Annotated in this window: 19 protein-coding genes; 9 read left to right on the top strand and 10 right to left on the bottom strand. The window is 64.7% G+C overall.

The genetic code is table 11. The annotated features are described in order from the left end of the window. Window positions 1-89 precede the first annotated feature (89 nt). From dtd to IAU68_RS06715, 3 genes are read right to left on the bottom strand one after another with little or no spacing between them, the layout of a single operon-like run. Complete coding sequence (gene dtd / locus IAU68_RS06725; protein WP_171194109.1) at window positions 90-524, bottom strand: D-aminoacyl-tRNA deacylase; 435 nt, start codon at window positions 522-524, stop codon at window positions 90-92. Next, on the bottom strand, window positions 521-2,098 hold the full coding sequence (locus IAU68_RS06720; RefSeq protein WP_171194108.1) for a DUF7782 domain-containing protein: 1,578 nt from the start codon (window positions 2,096-2,098) through the stop codon (window positions 521-523). The genes dtd and IAU68_RS06720 overlap by 4 nt, the downstream gene beginning before the upstream one ends. Beyond that, entirely contained in the window at window positions 2,091-2,630 is a 540-nt protein-coding gene (locus IAU68_RS06715) for a DUF3099 domain-containing protein (RefSeq protein WP_171194107.1), read from the bottom strand. Before IAU68_RS06715 ends, IAU68_RS06720 begins: the two co-directional genes overlap by 8 nt. A gap of 51 nt (window positions 2,631-2,681) precedes the next feature. Between IAU68_RS06715 and IAU68_RS06710 the strand changes: the two genes are divergently transcribed. From IAU68_RS06710 to IAU68_RS06700, 3 genes are read left to right on the top strand one after another with little or no spacing between them, the layout of a single operon-like run. Further along, on the top strand, window positions 2,682-2,936 hold the full coding sequence (locus IAU68_RS06710) for a DUF3039 domain-containing protein (RefSeq protein ID WP_092102718.1): 255 nt from the start codon (window positions 2,682-2,684) through the stop codon (window positions 2,934-2,936). Continuing rightward, a complete protein-coding gene (locus IAU68_RS06705) occupies window positions 2,933-4,690 on the top strand; it encodes a DEAD/DEAH box helicase (protein ID WP_171194106.1) in 1,758 nt (585 codons plus the stop codon). The genes IAU68_RS06710 and IAU68_RS06705 overlap by 4 nt, the downstream gene beginning before the upstream one ends. 56 nt (window positions 4,691-4,746) lie before the next feature. After that, window positions 4,747-5,385 (top strand): DUF4190 domain-containing protein, encoded by a 639-nt coding sequence (locus IAU68_RS06700; RefSeq protein WP_171194105.1) that lies wholly within the window; start codon window positions 4,747-4,749, stop codon window positions 5,383-5,385. A gap of 65 nt (window positions 5,386-5,450) precedes the next feature. Here IAU68_RS06700 and IAU68_RS06695 read toward each other — a convergent pair whose 3' ends face one another. Together IAU68_RS06695 and ppgK are read right to left on the bottom strand one after the other, a co-directional pair. Next, window positions 5,451-6,944, bottom strand: a complete 1,494-nt coding sequence (locus tag IAU68_RS06695; RefSeq protein ID WP_171194104.1) for an RNA polymerase sigma factor — start codon at window positions 6,942-6,944, stop codon at window positions 5,451-5,453. A 253-nt stretch (window positions 6,945-7,197) separates the two neighbouring features. After that, entirely contained in the window at window positions 7,198-7,977 is a 780-nt protein-coding gene (gene ppgK, locus IAU68_RS06690) for a polyphosphate--glucose phosphotransferase (protein WP_171194103.1), read from the bottom strand. A gap of 160 nt (window positions 7,978-8,137) precedes the next feature. Here ppgK and IAU68_RS06685 point away from each other — a divergent pair, with 160 nt between their 5' ends. Then, complete coding sequence (locus IAU68_RS06685; RefSeq protein ID WP_171194102.1) at window positions 8,138-8,431, top strand: DUF4193 domain-containing protein; 294 nt, start codon at window positions 8,138-8,140, stop codon at window positions 8,429-8,431. 30 nt (window positions 8,432-8,461) lie between these two features. On the opposite strand, the gene IAU68_RS06680 is transcribed toward IAU68_RS06685, so the two are convergent. Next, the gene (locus IAU68_RS06680) at window positions 8,462-8,995 is read right to left on the bottom strand and encodes a DUF3093 domain-containing protein (protein WP_171194101.1); all 534 of its coding nucleotides are present in this window, start codon (window positions 8,993-8,995) and stop codon (window positions 8,462-8,464) included. A gap of 70 nt (window positions 8,996-9,065) precedes the next feature. On the opposite strand from IAU68_RS06680, the gene dut reads away from it, so the two are divergent. The 4 genes from dut to dxs all read left to right on the top strand — a co-directional run bounded on the left by dut (window position 9,066) and on the right by dxs (window position 13,821). Further along, a complete protein-coding gene (dut, locus tag IAU68_RS06675) occupies window positions 9,066-9,536 on the top strand; it encodes a dUTP diphosphatase (protein WP_231699135.1) in 471 nt (156 codons plus the stop codon). 65 nt (window positions 9,537-9,601) lie between these two features. Then, window positions 9,602-10,564, top strand: coding sequence for a DUF3710 domain-containing protein (locus IAU68_RS06670; protein ID WP_171194099.1), 963 nt, complete (start codon window positions 9,602-9,604; stop codon window positions 10,562-10,564). A 3-nt stretch (window positions 10,565-10,567) separates the two neighbouring features. Further along, window positions 10,568-11,809 (top strand): class I SAM-dependent RNA methyltransferase, encoded by a 1,242-nt coding sequence (locus IAU68_RS06665; protein ID WP_231698985.1) that lies wholly within the window; start codon window positions 10,568-10,570, stop codon window positions 11,807-11,809. Between the two features lie 98 nt (window positions 11,810-11,907). After that, window positions 11,908-13,821: a 1-deoxy-D-xylulose-5-phosphate synthase gene (gene dxs, locus IAU68_RS06660; RefSeq protein WP_171194098.1), complete on the top strand. Its 1,914-nt coding sequence runs from the start codon at window positions 11,908-11,910 to the stop codon at window positions 13,819-13,821. A gap of 6 nt (window positions 13,822-13,827) precedes the next feature. Here the strand turns inward: dxs and IAU68_RS06655 are convergent, their stop codons facing one another. Together IAU68_RS06655 and IAU68_RS06650 are read right to left on the bottom strand one after the other, a co-directional pair. Further along, window positions 13,828-15,102, bottom strand: coding sequence for an HRDC domain-containing protein (locus IAU68_RS06655; protein ID WP_171194097.1), 1,275 nt, complete (start codon window positions 15,100-15,102; stop codon window positions 13,828-13,830). An 11-nt stretch (window positions 15,103-15,113) separates the two neighbouring features. Continuing rightward, window positions 15,114-15,755 (bottom strand): DUF3000 domain-containing protein, encoded by a 642-nt coding sequence (locus IAU68_RS06650; protein ID WP_231699134.1) that lies wholly within the window; start codon window positions 15,753-15,755, stop codon window positions 15,114-15,116. Between the two features lie 133 nt (window positions 15,756-15,888). Here IAU68_RS06650 and hemQ point away from each other — a divergent pair, with 133 nt between their 5' ends. Continuing rightward, window positions 15,889-16,593 (top strand): hydrogen peroxide-dependent heme synthase, encoded by a 705-nt coding sequence (gene hemQ, locus IAU68_RS06645; RefSeq protein WP_171194157.1) that lies wholly within the window; start codon window positions 15,889-15,891, stop codon window positions 16,591-16,593. A gap of 24 nt (window positions 16,594-16,617) precedes the next feature. Here the strand turns inward: hemQ and msrB are convergent, their stop codons facing one another. Together msrB and IAU68_RS06635 are read right to left on the bottom strand one after the other, a co-directional pair. Beyond that, window positions 16,618-17,031: a peptide-methionine (R)-S-oxide reductase MsrB gene (msrB, locus tag IAU68_RS06640; protein ID WP_171194095.1), complete on the bottom strand. Its 414-nt coding sequence runs from the start codon at window positions 17,029-17,031 to the stop codon at window positions 16,618-16,620. Beyond that, window positions 17,028-18,245 (bottom strand): glycosyltransferase family 87 protein, encoded by a 1,218-nt coding sequence (locus IAU68_RS06635; RefSeq protein WP_171194094.1) that lies wholly within the window; start codon window positions 18,243-18,245, stop codon window positions 17,028-17,030. Before IAU68_RS06635 ends, msrB begins: the two co-directional genes overlap by 4 nt. Window positions 18,246-18,264 lie beyond the last annotated feature (19 nt).

Raw genomic sequence — 18,264 nt, 5'->3', positions numbered from 1 at the left:
CTGATTAAGCAACGGCTTATCCGTCCCCGGTGTTCCCGTGGTAGAGATTTATATTCAGCTCTCGCTCAGCAAACGTTGTGGAGCGCCGGTTAACACTCCACAAACACGGTAAACGGTCCCTCGTTGACGCTATGCACGCGCATCTTCGCCCCGAACTGACCCTCTTCGACGTGAATGCCACGCTCGCGCAGCGCAGCCGCAATCTTGTCCATCACCGGCTTCGCGGCATCGCCCGGTGCCGCATCGGCCCACGAGGGGCGGCGGCCTTTGGCAGTGCGGCCCATCAAGGTGAACTGACTGACCAGGAGTACCGGCGCGCCGGTGTCTTCGACCGAGCGCTCGCCGTCGAGGATGCGCAGTTCGGCGATCTTGCGCGCCATCGTCTCCCACGCATCGTCGGCGTCGTCGCGGCCAACTCCGACGAGCGCGAGGATGCCGCCAGTGTCGGCGCATTCGATCGCGCCGACTACCTCTCCGTCCACGGTGACGGAGGCTTCGGAAACTCGGGTCAACACGGCTTTCATCTGTCGGAGGATCCTTTCTCGTTGACGGTGGTGGAAATCTCAGCGGGCAGCACAAGCCCGTGCCGGATCAGGTCGACGACAACACCCGCCGCCGAGGCCTCCACCTGTTGTGTCTCGTCGAGGTCGTACAGGCCGTTCGCCGCCGCGTAGAGCCCGGCCACATCGCGCAGCGGCAACCCGTCCGGGTTCAGCCCCGACAGGATGGCCAGCACCCCGGCGTCGACGTCGTGGGTAAACCGTGGCCCGTCGGTGCGGGTGATGCGGGTGACCTCGGGGGCAAAACCCATGCCGGCATCGGTGTCGGCCAGGCTGACTTCCTCGAGTGCAAGCCCGGGACGCAGCAGGTAGCGCGCGTTGAGGATGTCGTCGGACGTTTTGCCGCGCAGCCAGGCGGTGCGGGCGAAGTACTCCTCGGCCTCAGGCCCAAGCGGGTCGCTAAACGGTTGCGAGAGTGCTTCCGCGGTGACCTCGGTGGGGGCGTCGCCGATGTCGTCGAGAAGTATCCAGCCGAACCCGATCCCGGTGACGTTGTTCTCCGCGAAATGAGCGAGCCACCGTTCGGTGCGCTCGATCCCTTCCGCCGAACGCGGGTCGATGGTTTCGTCGCGCAGCCACGTGGAGACGTACATGCCCGGGTCGACGACGTCGCGCTGTAACACCCAGGCGTTCACACCGGTTTTGGGAAGCCACGACGCGACGCGCGACTGCCACGATTCGCCCTCCACATGCACCCAGGAGGCGAGGATGAACGCACGGCCGCCCTCGGCTAGGTGCTCGGGCGCGTGCTTGACGACGAACTCCGATGCGCCGTCGAGATCCATCCCCGAATCGCGGTAGACGTGGCCGACTTCCGGCAGGCCAACCACAAACGGCGGGTTGGCGACGATGCGGTCGAAGTGTTCGCCGGCGACCGCTTCGAACCAGCTCCCGTGGCGCAATTCCACGTTGTCCACGCCGTTGGCTGCGAGCGTGGCCTGCGCAAGGTCGAGGGCACGGCCGTGGACGTCTGTGGCGACGACACGCTCGGCAACCGGGGCTTGCCCCAAGGCTTGCACACCGGAGCCGGTGCCCAGATCCAACACGGAATCGACAGGGGAGAGCGGGGCAGCGGACAACAGCGACAGCGACGCCGCGCCGACTCCCAAAACGTGGTCGCGGCCGGGCACGATATCGGTCATCGATGCATCAAGATCGGAAAAGACCAGCCGTTCGTGGCCGGTGATGAGGTGCGGCCGGATATCGAGCGCTATGCGTAGTTCTCCGGTGTCGGAGTCGAGGGCGGCGACGGAGTCGTCGATAAGCGAGCGCACCAGGTCATCTCCCAACGCAGCTGCGAGCGGCGACTGGGCGACCGGCTCTCGCAGGATGAAAAAGCGCACCAGCAGCGACAGATCAGACCCATCGCTGCACGCGTGGCGCACCACGCCAGGCTCGCCGCGGTACATCGCCTGCGTGGCCGCCGGGCCGAGATGCTCTGCAATACCCGCGTTGGTAAACCCGGCCTCACGCAACGCCTCGGCGAGTCGCATCGCTGTGTCGGGCAAACCCGCACCAAGCGGGGTCGGATCAGTCATGGTCGCCTCCTGCGGCTCGGCCGTCGGTTGGGGTTTGGTCGATGGTATCGGGCAGGTGTCGCGGCGATTCGGCAGGATTGAGCTCTGCGCGCCGGGCGGCGGCAAGGCGTTGCTCCTCGCGCGCAACAGCGGGTTTGTACACGTTTTTCGAGCGCGGATCCCGCTTTTCGCCCTGGGCGTTGCCCAACACCACGGCGATCCACGGCAGTGGCACAGAGACCACGAACAGCACAGCCGCCACGATCCACCAGTTCTGCCACGCCGCCGCAATAGCAGCGAGGATGAACGGCAAGCGCAGCCCCTGCAGCACCGCGTACTGTTTCTCGCGGGAGCGCCGGTTTTGTTCCGGGGTGGTGGCCGCGTCGGTAATCAGCGCACGCGTTCCGCGGCGCTTGCGGGCCCGGTGTACCTCTTCCACATCAGCGTCTACGGCGTCGACCGTGTTTCCGGGGGCGTCGTCGTTCTCGAGCGCCTCCTCCGCACGCCCGCCCGACTGGGGGGCGTGGGGATCAGGGTTCTTGTTCGCGCTCATGTCCCACGAGGTTAGCCCTCCGGCTTAACCTCTCGCCCGATTTGGGGCATGATGGAGCGCGTGAATACGACGACGAAGACACTCGAGCGCCCAGATCTGCGGGAAGACACCTCGTCGACCACAGACGACGGAACCCCGAAGTTTTTCCACTACGTGAAAAAGGACCAGATCGTCGACTCCGCAATCTCCGGCAAGATGGTCGTCGCCCTGTGCGGCGAGACATTCCCGGTGAAAAAGCAGGCGAAGCCAGGCTCTCCGGTGTGCCCGGACTGCGAGCGGATTTATAAGGGGCTGCGCCGCAAGTGACCACCGCGTCTGCTGGGCCTTCGCTGCGCAAATGGCAGCAGGAGGCCCTCGATTCGTTTCTGCGCACCAAGCCGCGCGACTTTATGGCCGTGGCGACCCCGGGTGCAGGTAAGACCACCTTCGCGCTGACACTTGCATCGCGGCTACTCGACGACAAAACCGTCAACCGGATCATCGTCGTCGTGCCCACCGAACACCTCAAACATCAGTGGTCCGACGCCGCGAAGCGGTTCGGCATGTCGCTGGATCCAAATTTCACGAACTCCTCTGCAGTCAACGCCGCCTATGACGGCATCGTGGTCACCTACGCGCAGGTGGGCATGCACCCGTTCAAGCACCACGCCGTTGCGTCCGCCAGACGCACCCTTGTCATTCTCGACGAGATCCACCACGCCGGCGACTCAAAGAGCTGGGGCGACGGCGTCTACGAGGCGTACAACGATGTCGAGCACCGCCTCGCACTGACCGGCACGCCGTTTCGCTCGGACGACTCGCAGATCCCGTTCGTGCGCTACGTCGAGGACGGCGAAGGCCACCTCGTATCCGAATCCGACTACACCTACGGCTACTCGCACGCGCTTGCCGACGGCGTGGTGCGCCCCGTGGTCTTCCTCGCCTACTCGGGCGAAGCACAGTGGAAAGATTCGGCGGGGGAGGAGTACTCCGCACGTCTCGGCGAACCGCTCAATGCGGAGCAAACCACCCGCGCCTGGAAAACCGCTCTCGACCCGAAGGGCGACTGGATCGCAGCAGTACTCAACGCCGCACATACGCGGCTGATGAAAATCCGCGCAAACATGCCGGATGCCGGCGGGCTCGTCATCGCCACCAACAAAACAACGGCGCGCGCCTACGCAAAGATGCTAGAGAAGATCTCCAACACCCCGGTCACCGTCGTGCTTTCCGACGAGCCCGGCGCATCCGACCGTATCGACGAATTCTCCGCATCCACCGACGAGTGGATGGTCGCCGTGCGCATGGTCTCAGAGGGCGTCGACGTCCCACGACTGTCCGTCGGCGTCTACGCCACATCCGCGTCCACGCCGCTCTTTTTCGCCCAGGCGATCGGCCGCTTCGTGCGCTCGCGCATGCCAGGCGAGTCCGCCTCCGTCTTCCTCCCATCCGTGCCGGTGTTGCTCCGCCTCGCCGAGGAAATGGAGGTCTCGCGCGATCACGTGCTCGGCAAACCCCACCGAGAATCGGGCTGGTCGGACGAACTACTCGAACAAGCCAACCGGACCCAGACAGAGCCGGACGAAATGCCCTCCTACGAATCCATTGGCGCCTCCGCCGAACTAGATTCGCTCATTTTCGACGGATCCACCTACGGCACACCTACCGTCGCCGGATCCGAAGAGGAACAAGACTTCCTCGGACTGCCTGGGCTGCTTGATGCCGACCAAGTACGCACGTTGCTCGCAAAACGCCAAAGCGACCAACTCGACGCCCGCGACGCCGAAGAGAAGGCGCGCCGGGCTGCCGAGCGCAAAGAACGCGAGCGTGCAGAGATCCTCGGCGAGCCGCAGAAGCAGAAACGGCCGGAGCCCGCGGCGAAGCAGAACGCTACTGCTGCCGACGAGCTGCCGCAGCTGCGCAGCGAGCTCAATGCGCGTGTGTCGATCGTGGCCGGCAAGACGGGCCGGCCTCACGGTGCGATCCACACCGAGGTGCGCAAGGCATGCGGAGGGCCGCCGACTGCGCTCTGCAGCGCCGAGCAGTTGCGCGAGCGGATCGCCTACTTGCGCGACTGGTGACGCAAAATCCCGGTAAAGTGGTCGGGCACACAACGAAATCGAACAAGGAGCCTGCGATGTCCAACCGTTACAACCCGAACGAAAACCCCCAAGAACCGAACCGCGACCCGAACCAATACCCGGATAATCCGTATGTCCGCGAAACGGGCAACCCGGGCTACGGTCAAGAACCGCAGGGCTACGACCAGGGCTACACTCCGCAGGCGAATCCAGCGGAGGGGCAGCATGACTATCTGCAGCCGGATTACGCCAGCCGTGAGGCGGGGTACCCCGGCTACGGGATGGGGGCCGGCTACGACAACGGGGAAACCACCTACGGTTACGCGCCGCCGCAGGGCGTGCAGGAAAACAACGGTCTCGCGCTAGCGGCGTTGATCCTCGGCATCTTGTCCATCCCCGCCATCTTCACGGTGTTCGGTGGCATCATTTTGGGAATCATCGCCGTCATTCTCGGCATCGTGGGCGTGCGGAAGGCAAATTCCATCGTCGGGCCCGGGGCGCGCAAGGGCATGGCGGTCACCGGTCTGGTGCTCGGCTTGATCGCCGCGGTCGTCTCTGCGATAATGCTTGTTTTCGGCTTTTTCTTTGCGAAGGACATGGTCGAAGAGTGCAGCCAGTTCCAAAACGACCAAGAGCAGTTTGAGCAGTGTGTCGATGACGCTGTCGACCGTAAGATCGAAGAATCGGTGAAGTAACCAACAGCGAAAAGGCCCCGGACCGGTGCGTGTAACCGGTTCGGGGCCTTCGTCGTTGCTAAGCGTTAGTCTAAGTAGTCGCGCAGCACCTGGGAGCGCGACGGGTGGCGCAGCTTCGACATCGTCTTCGACTCGATCTGGCGGATGCGCTCGCGCGTCACACCGTAGACCTGGCCGATTTCATCGAGGGTGCGCGGCATGCCGTCGGAAAGACCGAAGCGCAGGCGAACAACTCCCGCTTCACGCTCTGAGAGCGTGTGCAGCACGTCCTGGAGCTGGTCCTGCAGCAGGGTGAAGGACACGGCATCGACGGCCACGACCGCTTCGGAGTCCTCGATGAAGTCGCCGAGCTGGCTGTCGCCCTCGTCGCCAATCGTCTGATCCAGCGAAATCGGCTCGCGCGCGTACTGCTGGATCTCGAGAACTTTCTCCTCGGTGATGTCCATTTCCTTGGCCAGCTCGAGCGGCGTCGGCTCGCGGCCAAGGTCCTGCAGCAGCTCGCGCTGGATGCGGCCAAGCTTGTTGATGACTTCCACCATGTGCACCGGGATACGGATGGTTCGGGCCTGGTCCGCCATCGCGCGGGTGATGGCCTGTCGGATCCACCACGTGGCGTAGGTGGAGAACTTGTAGCCCTTGGAGTAGTCGAACTTCTCCACCGCGCGGATCAGGCCGAGGTTGCCCTCCTGAATGAGGTCCAAAAACGCCATGCCGCGACCGGTGTAGCGCTTCGCCAACGACACCACGAGACGCAGGTTCGCCTCGAGCAGGTGGTTCTTCGCCTTCCTGCCGTCGCGAGCCACCGCACGCAGGTCACGTTTGACCGCAGGGGTGAGCTTTGCATCTTTGTCGCCCTCCGCGGCGGCGCGGGCCATCTCGTCGAGACGGTGCTGCGCGTAGAGGCCGGCCTCGATGCGCTTTGCCAGCGAGACCTCCTGCTCAGCGTCGAGCAGCGCAACCTTGCCGATCTGCTTCAGGTACGCGCGCACCGAGTCCGCAGAAGCCGTGAGCTGCGCGTCCTTGCGAGCCTGGCGTAGTGCTGCAGATTCCTCGATGTCCCACACCGACGAGCTGTCGGATTCTTCGTCCTCATCCTCGTCGTCGCCGTCCTCGTCGGACTCGTCGTCCTCGTCCATCTCGTCGATGGCCCCGTCGAGGTCTTCGTCGAAGGCGTCTTCTTCGTCGGCCGTCTCTGGGTCGTAGTCGTCTGTGTCGATGGACTGGTCCACATCCGCGTCGTCGATGCCGGTGTTTTCTTCCAGATCCTCGGCATCGTTGTCGGTGGCAGCAGCGGCGCGCGCAGCCTTGGTCGTGCGCTTGGCGGCGGACTTGCGGACGGTTTTCTTCGCCGTCTTCTTTGCGGTCTTTTTGGCCGTCTTCTTCGCAGTCTTCTTGGCTGTTTTCTTAGCGGTCTTCTTTGCCGTCTTCTTCACCGCTTTTTTAGCGGTCTTCTTTGCCGGCTTGGAGTCGGTACCGGAACCTGTGCTCTCGCCACCGTTCGACGGATCCGCAGGATCGCCATGAACGGTGTTGTTGCTTGAAGCTTCGCTGGCTACCACGTACGCCCTTTCGACTCATCGGACATTCATTGGAACGGACCTCGGATTTTCCGGGGCCTTTCCTCGACCACCGCGCTATTCGCGCCGTGGTTACTACCACTGGAAAACCAGGGTACGTATGCAAATAAAAAATTTCAGAACGCCCATCCTAACAGCTGTCAGCGCGCTCTATTCCCATCTGCCCCTGCGTAGCTGGGGTGCTTACCCCAGCTACGCAGAATGCGCAACACCCTACAGCACAATGTGCACGTAGTTACGGAGCGACATCACGGTGCACCGCCAGCGCCGCGCCGACGATTCCCGCGCTGTTACGCAAGCGCGCCGGCACAACGGGGGCGTTGACAGTCAGCAGCGGGACCCACTTGTCCGCGTCCTGGGAAATACCGCCACCGACAACAAACGTGGTGGGACTAAACAGCCGCTCGTACTCGTGTAACACCGTATCAACGCGCCGCGCCCACGCTTCATACGACAAGCCCTCACGCGTGCGCACGGCAGAGGAGGCGACGTGCTCGGCCTCGGTGTCGTCGATAAGCAAATGCCCTAACTCGGTGTTGGCGAACAGGACGCCATCGGCCAGAAACGCGGAGCCGATGCCGGTGCCGAAGGTGAGAAAGAGTACGGAGCCCTCCCGCGCGGCTCCGTCGCCGAAAGACGCCTCCGCAAGGCCTGCGGCATCCGCGTCGTTGAGCACTGCCACCTGCTGACCGTCGAGAGCGCCAGAAAACAGCTCGGCGACATCAGTGCCCACCCAGGACGGGTCGATGTTGGCAGCGGTGCGTGCCACCTGGTGGGTGATCACGGACGGCAAGGCGATCCCGACCGGGCCACGCCAATCCGCCTTGGACGCGATTTCAGTGGCGGCAGCGGCCACGGCAGGCGGGGTCGAGGGGCTGGGCGTTGCAATCTCGATACGTTGGCCGACGATTCGGCCGGTGTCGACATCCACCACAGCCCCCTTGAGTGCGGAGCCTCCGATGTCTATGCCCAAACAGTGCCGGCCGCCGGTCTGCGGTGCTTGCCCTTCAGTCATGCCCGCAGTGTACAAAGCGGCCGAGATACGTGGGGGGTAACCGAAAAAACCTGCCTTGACCAGTAAAGATGACAGGCGCATGGACGTGCTTTAGTATTCCGCTCAAATGTCGCGCGTAAGGCGCGATCGAACACCACGTTGAGCTGGAGGGACATCAAGCATGGCCACCGATTACGATGCGCCGCGCCGCCGCATGGACGACGACATCGAGACCGATTCGCTCGAGGGCCTGAAGGCCGCGGAGGTTGCGGGCAGCAGCATGGACGACGACGGAGAGATCGTCGAGCCTGTCGAGCCTCCCACACAGGACCTTTCCGGCGAGGAACTCAATGTCGAGGTCAAGCCGCGCCAGGAGGACGAGTTCACCTGCGCTTCCTGCTTCCTTGTGCAGAAGAACAACCGCCTCGCCTACACCGAGGATGACGGCTCCAAGATCTGCCTCGACTGCGAGTAGTCGAGGCCCCGGCCGCCGACGCGGCTCGGGCTAGTCGTTCAAACCCGGAACGAATGCGTCAAGCACGGCTTCCGGGTTTTTTGCTGAGATAAGCCAGTAGGGGGTCGGGTCTTCCGGATCGTCGAGGACGAGCAGGACGTGCTCCGGCACCCACGACCGGGTGACCAGAAACGCCGCCGGATCGAGCTGGCGGCCCAGCGCGTTTTGGCGGGCCGAGGCGGGGACGACCATTGCGCGGTCGACCACCGTATTTGGCAAGTTAGCGTCGCTAGTGAGCAGCCAGCGCGTACCGTCCGGGTCTTGTTCGACGGTCACGGTGTTGCGCGACAGCCAGACCAAAAACCACGCCGCGAGTGCGCCGACGACGATGAGCGCGCCGAAGAACCACCACATGTTGCGGTTGAGTGCCATTTCGCCCGCGAGCAGCACCGTCAGCCCGGCCACTGCCGCCCACCAGTACCACGGCACCCACTGCCGTTCGGTGTAGAGCACGTTTGTCGCAGCAGCGGTGGCGTTGGCGGAAGCATTCACGGCGTTGTTACTCACGCCAAACACTTTAGGCATTTGTCCACGGGCCACCTAGCTGCGGTGCCGTATGGTGGTCGACGTGGTAGACCAAGAAGTGCAAAAGCGTATCGACGACCCCCAGGCCGCTGCGTTATCGACGTTTCCGCCCATTGCGGTGAAGCGGCTGGACCCCGACTTGCCGTTGCCCCATCGAGCGCACCCGGAAGATGCAGGCGCCGACCTTTTCGCCGCGGAAGACGTCACGTTGGCACCCGGGCAGCGTGCGCTCGTCGGCACGGGCATCGCCATCGCGCTGCCGGTCGGGACAGTGGGGCTCATCCACCCGCGCTCCGGATTGGCAGCGAAGCAGGGGCTGAGCATTGTCAATACTCCGGGCACGGTCGACGCCGGCTACCGCGGTGAGCTCAAGGTCTGTTTGATCAATACCGACCGGGAGCGGTCGATCGAAATCACCCGCGGCATGCGGATTGCGCAACTGGTTGTCCAGCGCGTGGAGCTAGTCGGCTTCGAAGAGGTCGACGAACTCGACGAGACGGTCCGCGGTGCTGGCGGATACGGATCCACAGGCACGAACTGACCGGCTCGCCGGGCGGGGGTTAAAGTCTTAAGCGACGAAATTTACTGATGTAGGAGGTATCCGGGATGGCGATCTGGCCTTTCGGGAAGAAAAAGAAGAAGAAGCAGGCCGAGGCGGAGGCTTCGACGCAGGCACCGGTCGAGCCTGCTGTCACTGAGGAACAGCCGGCTCCGGCTGAGTCAGCCGCGGCGGAAGAAGCTCCCGTAAGCGTCGAGGCACCGGAGGAGCAGCACGCCCCGACGATGCAGGCATCCGCGGCTGAAGGCCTGCAGGCGCTGACCGATTACGATCCAGTCGGTGGCTCCACCGGTCCGTTCGACGGTGACAACGTTGAGATCGAAGACTTCGACTTTTCCGACTTCTCCCAGGCGACTCTCAACCTCGGCTCGATGCGCATCCCGCTGCCGAAGGAATCCCAGGTTCAGGTGGAGATGGGCGAGCAGGGCCCGAAGATGGTCCACATCGTCACCCGATTCGGCCGTCTCACGCCGGTCGCATTCGCCGCGCCGCGCACCGGCGGGCTGTGGGAGGAATCCTCCGAGGAGATTATCGAGGGCATGCGCTCCGAGGGGATGCCAGTCGAGCTCCAGCAGGGCCCGTGGGGCCAGGAGATCGTGGGCACCGGCACCAACGGTGTCATCCGCATCATCGGAGTCGAGGGGCCGCGCTGGCTTTACCGCGTCACCCTCGCTGCGCCGACCGGTTCCGAGGACCAGCTCGCAGAGCTCGGCCGCGAGACGGTGGCCCGTTCCTTCGTCTACCGCGGCGAGGACCCGATCCTGGCTGGCAACTCCCTACCGGTCGTGCTTCCGGCGCAGCTTGCGCAGCAGGTGCAGCAGGCCGCCGAGGAGCGCGCTCGCCAGGCGCAAAACGCACAGCAGGCGCCGGCGGAAGGTAACCCCAACGCGCTTAGCGACGCACTGCAGCAGATCATCGCCCAAAACGCTGAGGGCCAGCAGCAGCTCCGTGAGTTCCGCGAGGCTCAGCGTGCGCAGCGCGAGGCCAACCGCGGCAACAACGCGAAGTAGCCCGTGAGCGACGAACTTTCGGTTGGCGCTGTCCTTCAACTCGACGTGCGCGCTATGGCCCACGGCGGCGAGGCTATCGCCGACGCCCCGGACGGCCGCGTCGTTTTCGTCGGTGGGGCGGTCCCCGGTGACACCGTCGAGGCCCGCTTGATCAAGGTGAAGAAGCGGTGGGCGCGCGCGGAACTGCTTCGCGTGCACCACCCCTCGGCAGACCGCGTCGATCCGACCTGCCCGGCGGCCTCAGCCGGTGCGGGGTGCTGCGACTTTTCGCACATTGCCCCGGATGCGCAGTTGCGCCTCAAGCGCGAGGTCCTCGTCGGTCAACTCGGTGCGTTGTCGCGTCGTGGCGGGGTGGTGCCTGACGGGTTCGTCGATACGCGGCTGCAGGTCGTCCAGCTCAATCCGCTGCTTGGATGGCGTACGCGCGTGCGCATGGGCGTCGACGCTGCCGGCAACGCGGGGATGCGCAAAGCCAGGTCGACGCAGGTCGTCGGGGGAGTGCGGTGCACCCAAGTCGTGCCAGAGCTTCTCGACGGCATCGTCGGCGCAGGGGCCGCAACGTTTACACCGGGCAGTGAACTGATTGCTGTGTTGGACGCTGAAGGGAACCGTCATGTGGTGGAGTCGCAGGCCTCGCAACGCGGCCGGCGCGTCGAGCGTGTGGAGCGTGTCGTGGAAGGCACCGGCACCGTCGTTGAGCGTGTCGACGGCCACGAGTTCGGGTTTCCTCCGACAGCCTTCTGGCAGGCGCACACCACTGCGCCGGAGGCGTACAGCGCGTTGATCCGCGAGTGGGCCACCGACGACTACCGCGGTCGCGGAGGGTGGGACCTCTACGGCGGCGTCGGCGCGTTCGTACCCGCTATCGTGCAGGCCACCGGTGGAGCGCGTGTAGACAGCGTCGACTACTCCGCCTCCGCGACCGCCCGGCGCCAGCGAATGGAAGACGAACTCGACCTGCACACGCACAACGCAACCGTGGACGAGGGCATAGGCGGGTTGCCGGCACCGGGGCTCGTCGTGCTGGATCCGCCGCGGGCAGGGGCGGGGGCTGGGGTCGTCGCAAAGATTGCGCAGGCGGCACCGCAGCGTGTCGTGCACATCGGCTGCGATCCGGCCACGTTCGCGCGGGATCTGGCCGCCTTCGGCGAGAACGGATACGTTGTCGAGCACATGGCGCTTATCGACGCCTTTCCGAACACGCACCACTTCGAAGTCCTCGCTTCTCTCGTTCCCCGCGGTTGATGGGGAGCCGGGGAATAGGAACGGCGATTTGTGGCGTGTAAGCTGGCGGAAACCGATGCCGCAGTGCGGCGTTACACCTGAAGGAGAACGACAGGATAGTGGGACTGCTCGAGCATATTGAGACACCGGCCGACCTGCGGGATCTTCCGCAGAGCCAGCTCAACGCGCTCGCGGACGAGATCCGGCAACTTCTGATTCAAAAGGTCTCCGCCACCGGCGGCCATCTGGGGCCGAACCTCGGCGTGGTGGAGCTGACGATCGCGCTGCACTACATCTTCAATTCACCGGATGACCCGATCATCTTCGACACGTCTCACCAGTCATACGTGCACAAGATCCTCACCGGACGCGGCGACCAGTTCGACACCCTGCGCAAAAAGGGCGGGCTTTCCGGCTACACATCGCGGGCCGAATCCGAACACGACTGGACCGAATCCTCGCACGCGAGTGCAGCCTTGTCGTACGCGGACGGGTTGGCCAAAGCGAAGGAACTGACTGGCCGAGCCGACGAGCACGTTGTTGCGGTGGTGGGCGACGGTGCACTGACGGGCGGCATGTGCTGGGAAGCGCTGAACAACATTGCCGCCGGAAACCGCAACGTTGTCATTGTGGTTAACGACAACGGCCGGTCTTATTCGCCGACGATCGGCGGGCTGGCGAACAACCTGACCAAGCTCCGCGACCAGCTCGCCGCGATCCGGATCCAACCGGGCTACGACGAGGTCATGGAGTCGGGCAAGAAGACGTTGAAATCCATGGGTTGGGTCGGTGAGCGCACCTTCGACGCCTTGCACGCGCTCAAGGAGGGCGTGAAGTACCAGGTGGTGCCCACGCAGATGTTCTCCGATCTGGGCATGAAGTACATCGGCCCGGTCGAGGGGCATGATGTGAAGGCGCTGCTCAACGCGCTTAAGTACGCGAAGCGTTACGACGGTCCGCTGATCGTCCATGTGGTGACCGAAAAGGGCCACGGGTTTGCCCCTGCGGTGAACAACATCGCTGACCAGATGCACTCCACGGGTGTCATCGACCCCGTCACAGGGGAGTCGCTGGCGCACTCGGAACCCGGCTGGACCGCAGCCTTTACCGAGGAGTTGCTCCGCGCAGGCCACGACCGCGACGACATTGTCGCGATCACCGCCGCCATGGCCGGGCCGACCGGCTTACAGCCGTTTGCGGAACAGTTCCCAGAGCGCTTCTTTGACGTCGGCATTGCCGAGCAGCACGCTGTGACCTCCGCGGCGGGCATGGCGCTCGGCGGATTGCACCCGGTGGTAGCGGTGTACTCGACGTTTCTCAACCGCGCCTTCGACCAGTTGCTCATGGATGCTGGTCTGTTGCGACAGCCGGTGACAATCGTGCTCGACCGCGCAGGTGTCACGGGGTCGGACGGGGCGAGCCACAACGGCGTGTGGGATATGGCGATTTCTTCCATCGTCCCCGGGGTGCGCATCGCCGCCCCGCGCGATACCGAGCGGCTGCGCGAGGAGTTCCGTGAGGCCATCGCGGTTGACGACGGGCCGACTATCGTGCGGTTCCCTAAGGGCTCCGCAGGCGCCGACCTGCCCGCGGTGCGTACGGTCGGCGGTGTGGATGTTCTTGCGGAACCGTCCGGCGAAGCGGGCGAGTCCGAGGTGGATGTGCTGCTCGTCGCGGTTGGTGCGTTCGCTGCCTCTGCCCTCGAGATTGCAGAGGCGGTGCGTGGCGACGGCATCCGCGTGACTGTCGTCGACCCCCGTTGGGTGGTGCCGGTCAACCCTGCGCTGTGCGACCTTGCCGTCGGCGCCGACATGGTCGTCGTTTACGAGGACGGTGTCATCCGCGGTGGCGTGGGCTCCGCGGCCGCGGAGGCGTTCGCCGCGGCAGAGGTGGACACTCCGGTGCGGCACCTGGCGTTTCCCGATCTATTCCCGTTGCACGGCTCGCGCTCCGAGATCCTGCAGGAATACGGTCTGGATCCGCAGTCCGCAGCGCAGCAGGTCCGCGAATGGGCCGCGCGGCTAGCTGACTAGTCGAGGTTAGCCCCGCGCTTTGCGACGACGCCTCGCCGCCGCCCGCCCGGACGCCTCCGGACGGCGCACCGGCACCCCTTCTAATGCGGCCTGTTCCTGGGCGCGCGCGAGAAGCGATGCGGTGGCGTCAATCTGCCACGGCCGCGCACCTGCGTCGTTGAGCCGATCCGCCGCCGCGTTGGCGCTCCACCGGGCACCGTCGTCCGGAGCAAACCACATCGCTTCGCGCAGTGCCCGGGGTTGCAGGAGCACTTCGGGAAGCATGTCCAAGTCGGCGGCGGCGCCGGCGACCGCTTCGCGGGCAAGTTGCAGCGCGCGGTAGGAGCGCGGGTATTCGCGTTCCCAGGAGGACTTCGACGGCTGGCCGCTTTCCACCTTTTGGGTTGGAGACGGCCAGGTGCTGCTGTCCTCGGCGAGCGATGCTTCGACGTGGCTGAGCCATTCACGAGCGTCTTGCCGGCTCATCGATCGGGAGCGGGCGACGCGGCGCAGTTCCGCGACCGTTCGCGGCTGCTCCTTCGCGATGGCGACCAATGCGTCGTTGGTGAGCACCTTGCCGGGGGCGAGGTCGTCGCTGCGGCCGATGCGGTCGCGCACCTCCCACAGTCCGCGGGCGATCTGCAAACTGGAAGGATTGCGCAGCGCGGATACACCTTTGACGTCCCGCCACGTCTTGCGCGGCGAGTGCGTTGCGGCTCCGGCCTCGGCGACGACGTGGGCGAACTCTTGCTCTGCAAAGGAGAGTTTGCCGTGCTCGTCGAGGAATTCGGCCAGCGCCTCCGCGAGGGCGTGCAGGTGCACCACATCGAGTGCCGCGTACTCCTGCCAGGACGCCGGTAGTGGCGTGGTGGACCAGTCTTCGTGGCCGTGGCCTTTCTCCAGCTCCACACCGACAAAGTGCTGCACCATCGCGCCGAGGTTGGGACGATCGAACCCGGCCAGGCGTGAGGCAAGTTCGGTGTCGAACAGCGTGCCGGGATACAGTCCCAAGTGCGCCAAACTCTTCAGGTCATCGCTCGCAGCGTGGAGGATCCAATCGGTGCCGTTGACCACCGGGGCGAGGGCGTCGGTAAGCGCGCTCCTGTGTCCTTCGGGAGCGAAGAGGAATGTTCCCGCGTCCCGGCGGTAGATCTGAACGAGGAAGGCGCGGTCGTCGTAACGGAAGGCGGACGCGCGCTCCGTGTCAACGGCGAAAGCGCCGCGGCCCGCAGCGAGTGTTTCAGCGGCGCGCGCAAACTCCTCAGGGGTTGTGGCGAGCCGGTACGTTACCGGGAGCGACATGCGTTCAGCGGTTAGCGCACCCCGAGTTGCGCCACACCTTCAGGCGGCAAGCCGGCGACGAGGGCGAGCACCTTCGAAAAGGCTTCGACGTGGCTCTTCAGGTCGATGCCTTCAGCGGTCCAAGACGCTCGCATCTCGAGTTGGTAGGCGCGCGGTGGCCCGCCGATTTCGCCGAAGCGCACCGACGCCGTGGAGGTCACGGTGCCCCCGAGGTTGGTGTAACCGGCACCAGTCTCGGCGAGGGATTCGTTGAGCCATTGCCACGCCACATCCGGAAGCAGTGGATCCGACGCGACGGCGTCGTCCATGTCCGCCTGGATGTAGGCGACGAGACGCATCGTGCCTTCCCACGCCTCTTCGGCGGCGGGGGAGTGCAGCAAAATGAGGCGGCCGAATGCGTCGCCCTCGGAATCGACGGGGACGTTGTCGCTGTCCTCGTTCGAATGTGCGACCTCGAGGCCGACGGCGTGGCTGAACGGGGCCGGGCGCTGCGGCGGGCGAATGGTGCCCAAGGAGATCTCGTCGCGCAGCTCGGCTGCGTGCATCGACTCGACGGCCTTCGAGAAATCCTCAGGCCAGCTTTCGTTTGCGCCGTTGGCATCCCCAACGGCACCCGCGGAGCCGGGCGAGTGGGGGGTGGTGTCCGGATTCATCACACGCATAAACGTATCGATGCGCCGCGGACGGTGGGGGAGGCGCGCCGACACATGGCCGATGTCGCATCGCTAGCGCGTAGACTTGGTACGACTTTAGTTTGATCTGCCGTGCCGGCAGGGAAGGAGCGTCATCATGGCCAAGCTTGATTTCGACAAACTGAACGCGACGCAGCGTTTTCTGCAGTTCGCTGTCTTCCGCGCTATTCCGGGTGCGCTGGGAACTGAGCGGACCCAGATCATCGAAGAGGCGCAGGAGTACTTCCGCGGTCTCGAAGAGCAGGGCGTGGTAACCGTGCGTGGCATTTACGACAACACCGGCATCCGCGCAGACGCAGACTTCATGATCTGGTGGCACGCCGAAGAATTCGAACATCTGCAAAAGGCGCTGGCGGACTTCCGCCGCGAGACCGCGTTCGGCCAGCTGGTTGAGCTGAGCTGGATCGGCAACGGCCTGCACCGGCCGGCGGAGTTCAACAAATCCCACTTGCCGAGCTTCATCATGGGTGAGGAATCGGGCGACTGGATCACCGTCTACCCGTTCGTGCGCTCCTACGACTGGTACGTCATGGACCCGAAGGAGCGCCGCCGCATCCTGTCCGAGCACGGCCAAGCCGCGCGCGATTTCGCGGACGTGCGTGCGAACACCGTTGAGGCGTTCACACTCGGCGATTACGAGTGGATGCTCGCTTTCGAGGCCCCGACGCTCGAGCGCATTGAGTCCCTGATGAAGACGATGCGCTACACCGAGGCGCGCCTGCATGTGCGCGAGGAAATCCCGTTCCAGACCGGCCGTCGTGTCAGCGACATCGCCGAGATCATCAACGTGCTCCCGTAACTACGGGAGCACGTCAGGGGGGGCTTAGGCCTCGTCGAGTGTGAGCGAAATCGAGTTGATGCAGTAGCGCAGGTCGGTGGGGGTGTTAAAGCCCTCGCCGGCGAAGACGTGGCCGAGGTGGGAGCCGCAATTGGCACACAGCACCTCGGTGCGGATCATCCCGAGGGAGGTGTCCTCGCGCTCGATGATCTTGTCGCCGGCCAACGGGGAGAAAAAGGACGGCCAGCCGCAGTGCGCGTCGAATTTCTCGGTGGAGCGGAACAGCTCCTCGCCGCAGGCGCGGCAGCGGTACACACCTTCTGTGGTGGTGTTGGTGTATTCGCCGACGCCAGGGGCCTCGGTGCCGGCTTCGCGCAGCACACGGAACTCTTCAGGAGAGAGTTTTTCGCGCCACTGAGCCTCGGTGAAGTCCTTGTAGTTGGGGCTGGATTCACTCATGATCTCGTCTCCTCCTTGATTGGTGCCGAGTTCGTCTGCACTGACAATACCCACGCAGCGACGGCGACAATAAACACGGCCCAGCCGAGTGTGGGCAAAAAGGTGGTGAGCCAGCGTCCGAGCAGTGGTTCGTCGTCAAGCACGAAGTGCAGCGGCGACAAGCAGAACACAGCGCCGAGCCAGGCGGGCCAGGTGTGCATGGGGCTTGCGCGGTGCAGCACTGTAAACAGGGCGGGAAACAGCATCATCGAGTAGTAGGCCTGGCCCAGCGACGACAGTAGACACACCCCGGCAATGAGCACGCCGCTGCTGACTGTGAGCCACAGCCATTCGTCGCTGATCCGCCAGCGCGCTAGCCCCAACAGTGCGACAGCGACGGCAGCCGCGGCGAGGACAAACAACAGCGCGTGCGCCCACCCGGGCATGCCGAAGTAGACGGCGAAACCAGCCAGCGAGGAGTTGGCGTAATCGCGCGTGATTCCGAGGTACGGCACCACCACGTCGATGTAATCGCGCGCGCCCGGCGTCAGCGGCCACGCGACGAGGTTGAGCAGTACCGGCACCGCAATTCCGGCGGCCACGCTCGCCCACCGCAAACGCATCAACGGCAGGACGAGAAGCGGAGCAAACATTGGCTTGACGACGACCGCCAGCCCCAGCACCACGCCCGCCGCCACGTTCTTCTCCGACATAGAAAGCGCAATGAACGCGACGAGAGCGAGCAGCAACACACCGTTGATGTTGGAAAAGACCAGCGTGTTGGTCACCGCCTCCGTGAGAAAGGCCAGCGCCAGCACCGCGGGAAACACCGGGTGCGACAGGCTGTGGCCTGAAAGCCGCGTCAGCCATGCCAGCGCTGCGATGATGCACAGCGCATTGAACAGCACAAAAAACGGTCGCGCTGCATCGACGCTCGGTAGCAGGCCAAGCGGTGAGAGCAGCAAGGTGGCGCCGGGGTTGTAGAGGTAGTGAGGGTCGACGTGCTCGTAGATCTCGCTGTAAACGGGCACGCGTTCCACGAAGCGGCGGGCCGCGGACCAGACCGTGGTGAAGTCGTCTGTCGCGTGACCGGCGCGGGCAAGCACGAACACCCGGTGAAACACGAGTAGCACCGCCAGCGGCCACGCAACGGCGCGCAGTCCGCGCAGTGCGGCCTCATGGCGGTCGCCGACCGGTGCGGGTGCGGTCCAGACGGAATCCAAGCGAGAAATCACGCGTTTTACCGTACCGGGC

Origin of the sequence: Corynebacterium lujinxingii (assembly GCF_014490555.1) — a bacterium.
Lineage (GTDB): Bacteria > Actinomycetota > Actinomycetes > Mycobacteriales > Mycobacteriaceae > Corynebacterium > Corynebacterium lujinxingii.
This window is presented reverse-complemented; position numbering and strand designations above follow the sequence as displayed.

Excerpts from the sequence above, each read along its gene's own strand:
- dtd (WP_171194109.1), bottom strand. The coding sequence starts at position 524 with ATGAAAGCCGTGTTGACCCGAGTTTCCGAAGCCTCCGTCACCGTGGAC.
- IAU68_RS06720 (WP_171194108.1), bottom strand. The coding sequence starts at position 2,098 with ATGACTGATCCGACCCCGCTTGGTGCGGGTTTGCCCGACACAGCGATG.
- IAU68_RS06715 (WP_171194107.1), bottom strand. The coding sequence starts at position 2,630 with ATGAGCGCGAACAAGAACCCTGATCCCCACGCCCCCCAGTCGGGCGGG.
- IAU68_RS06710 (WP_092102718.1), top strand. The coding sequence starts at position 2,682 with ATGGAGCGCGTGAATACGACGACGAAGACACTCGAGCGCCCAGATCTG.
- IAU68_RS06700 (WP_171194105.1), top strand. The coding sequence starts at position 4,747 with ATGTCCAACCGTTACAACCCGAACGAAAACCCCCAAGAACCGAACCGC.
- ppgK (WP_171194103.1), bottom strand. The coding sequence starts at position 7,977 with ATGACTGAAGGGCAAGCACCGCAGACCGGCGGCCGGCACTGTTTGGGC.
- IAU68_RS06685 (WP_171194102.1), top strand. The coding sequence starts at position 8,138 with ATGGCCACCGATTACGATGCGCCGCGCCGCCGCATGGACGACGACATC.
- IAU68_RS06680 (WP_171194101.1), bottom strand. The coding sequence starts at position 8,995 with ATGCCTAAAGTGTTTGGCGTGAGTAACAACGCCGTGAATGCTTCCGCC.
- IAU68_RS06670 (WP_171194099.1), top strand. The coding sequence starts at position 9,602 with ATGGCGATCTGGCCTTTCGGGAAGAAAAAGAAGAAGAAGCAGGCCGAG.
- IAU68_RS06655 (WP_171194097.1), bottom strand. The coding sequence starts at position 15,102 with ATGTCGCTCCCGGTAACGTACCGGCTCGCCACAACCCCTGAGGAGTTT.
- IAU68_RS06650 (WP_231699134.1), bottom strand. The coding sequence starts at position 15,755 with ATGAATCCGGACACCACCCCCCACTCGCCCGGCTCCGCGGGTGCCGTT.
- msrB (WP_171194095.1), bottom strand. The coding sequence starts at position 17,031 with ATGAGTGAATCCAGCCCCAACTACAAGGACTTCACCGAGGCTCAGTGG.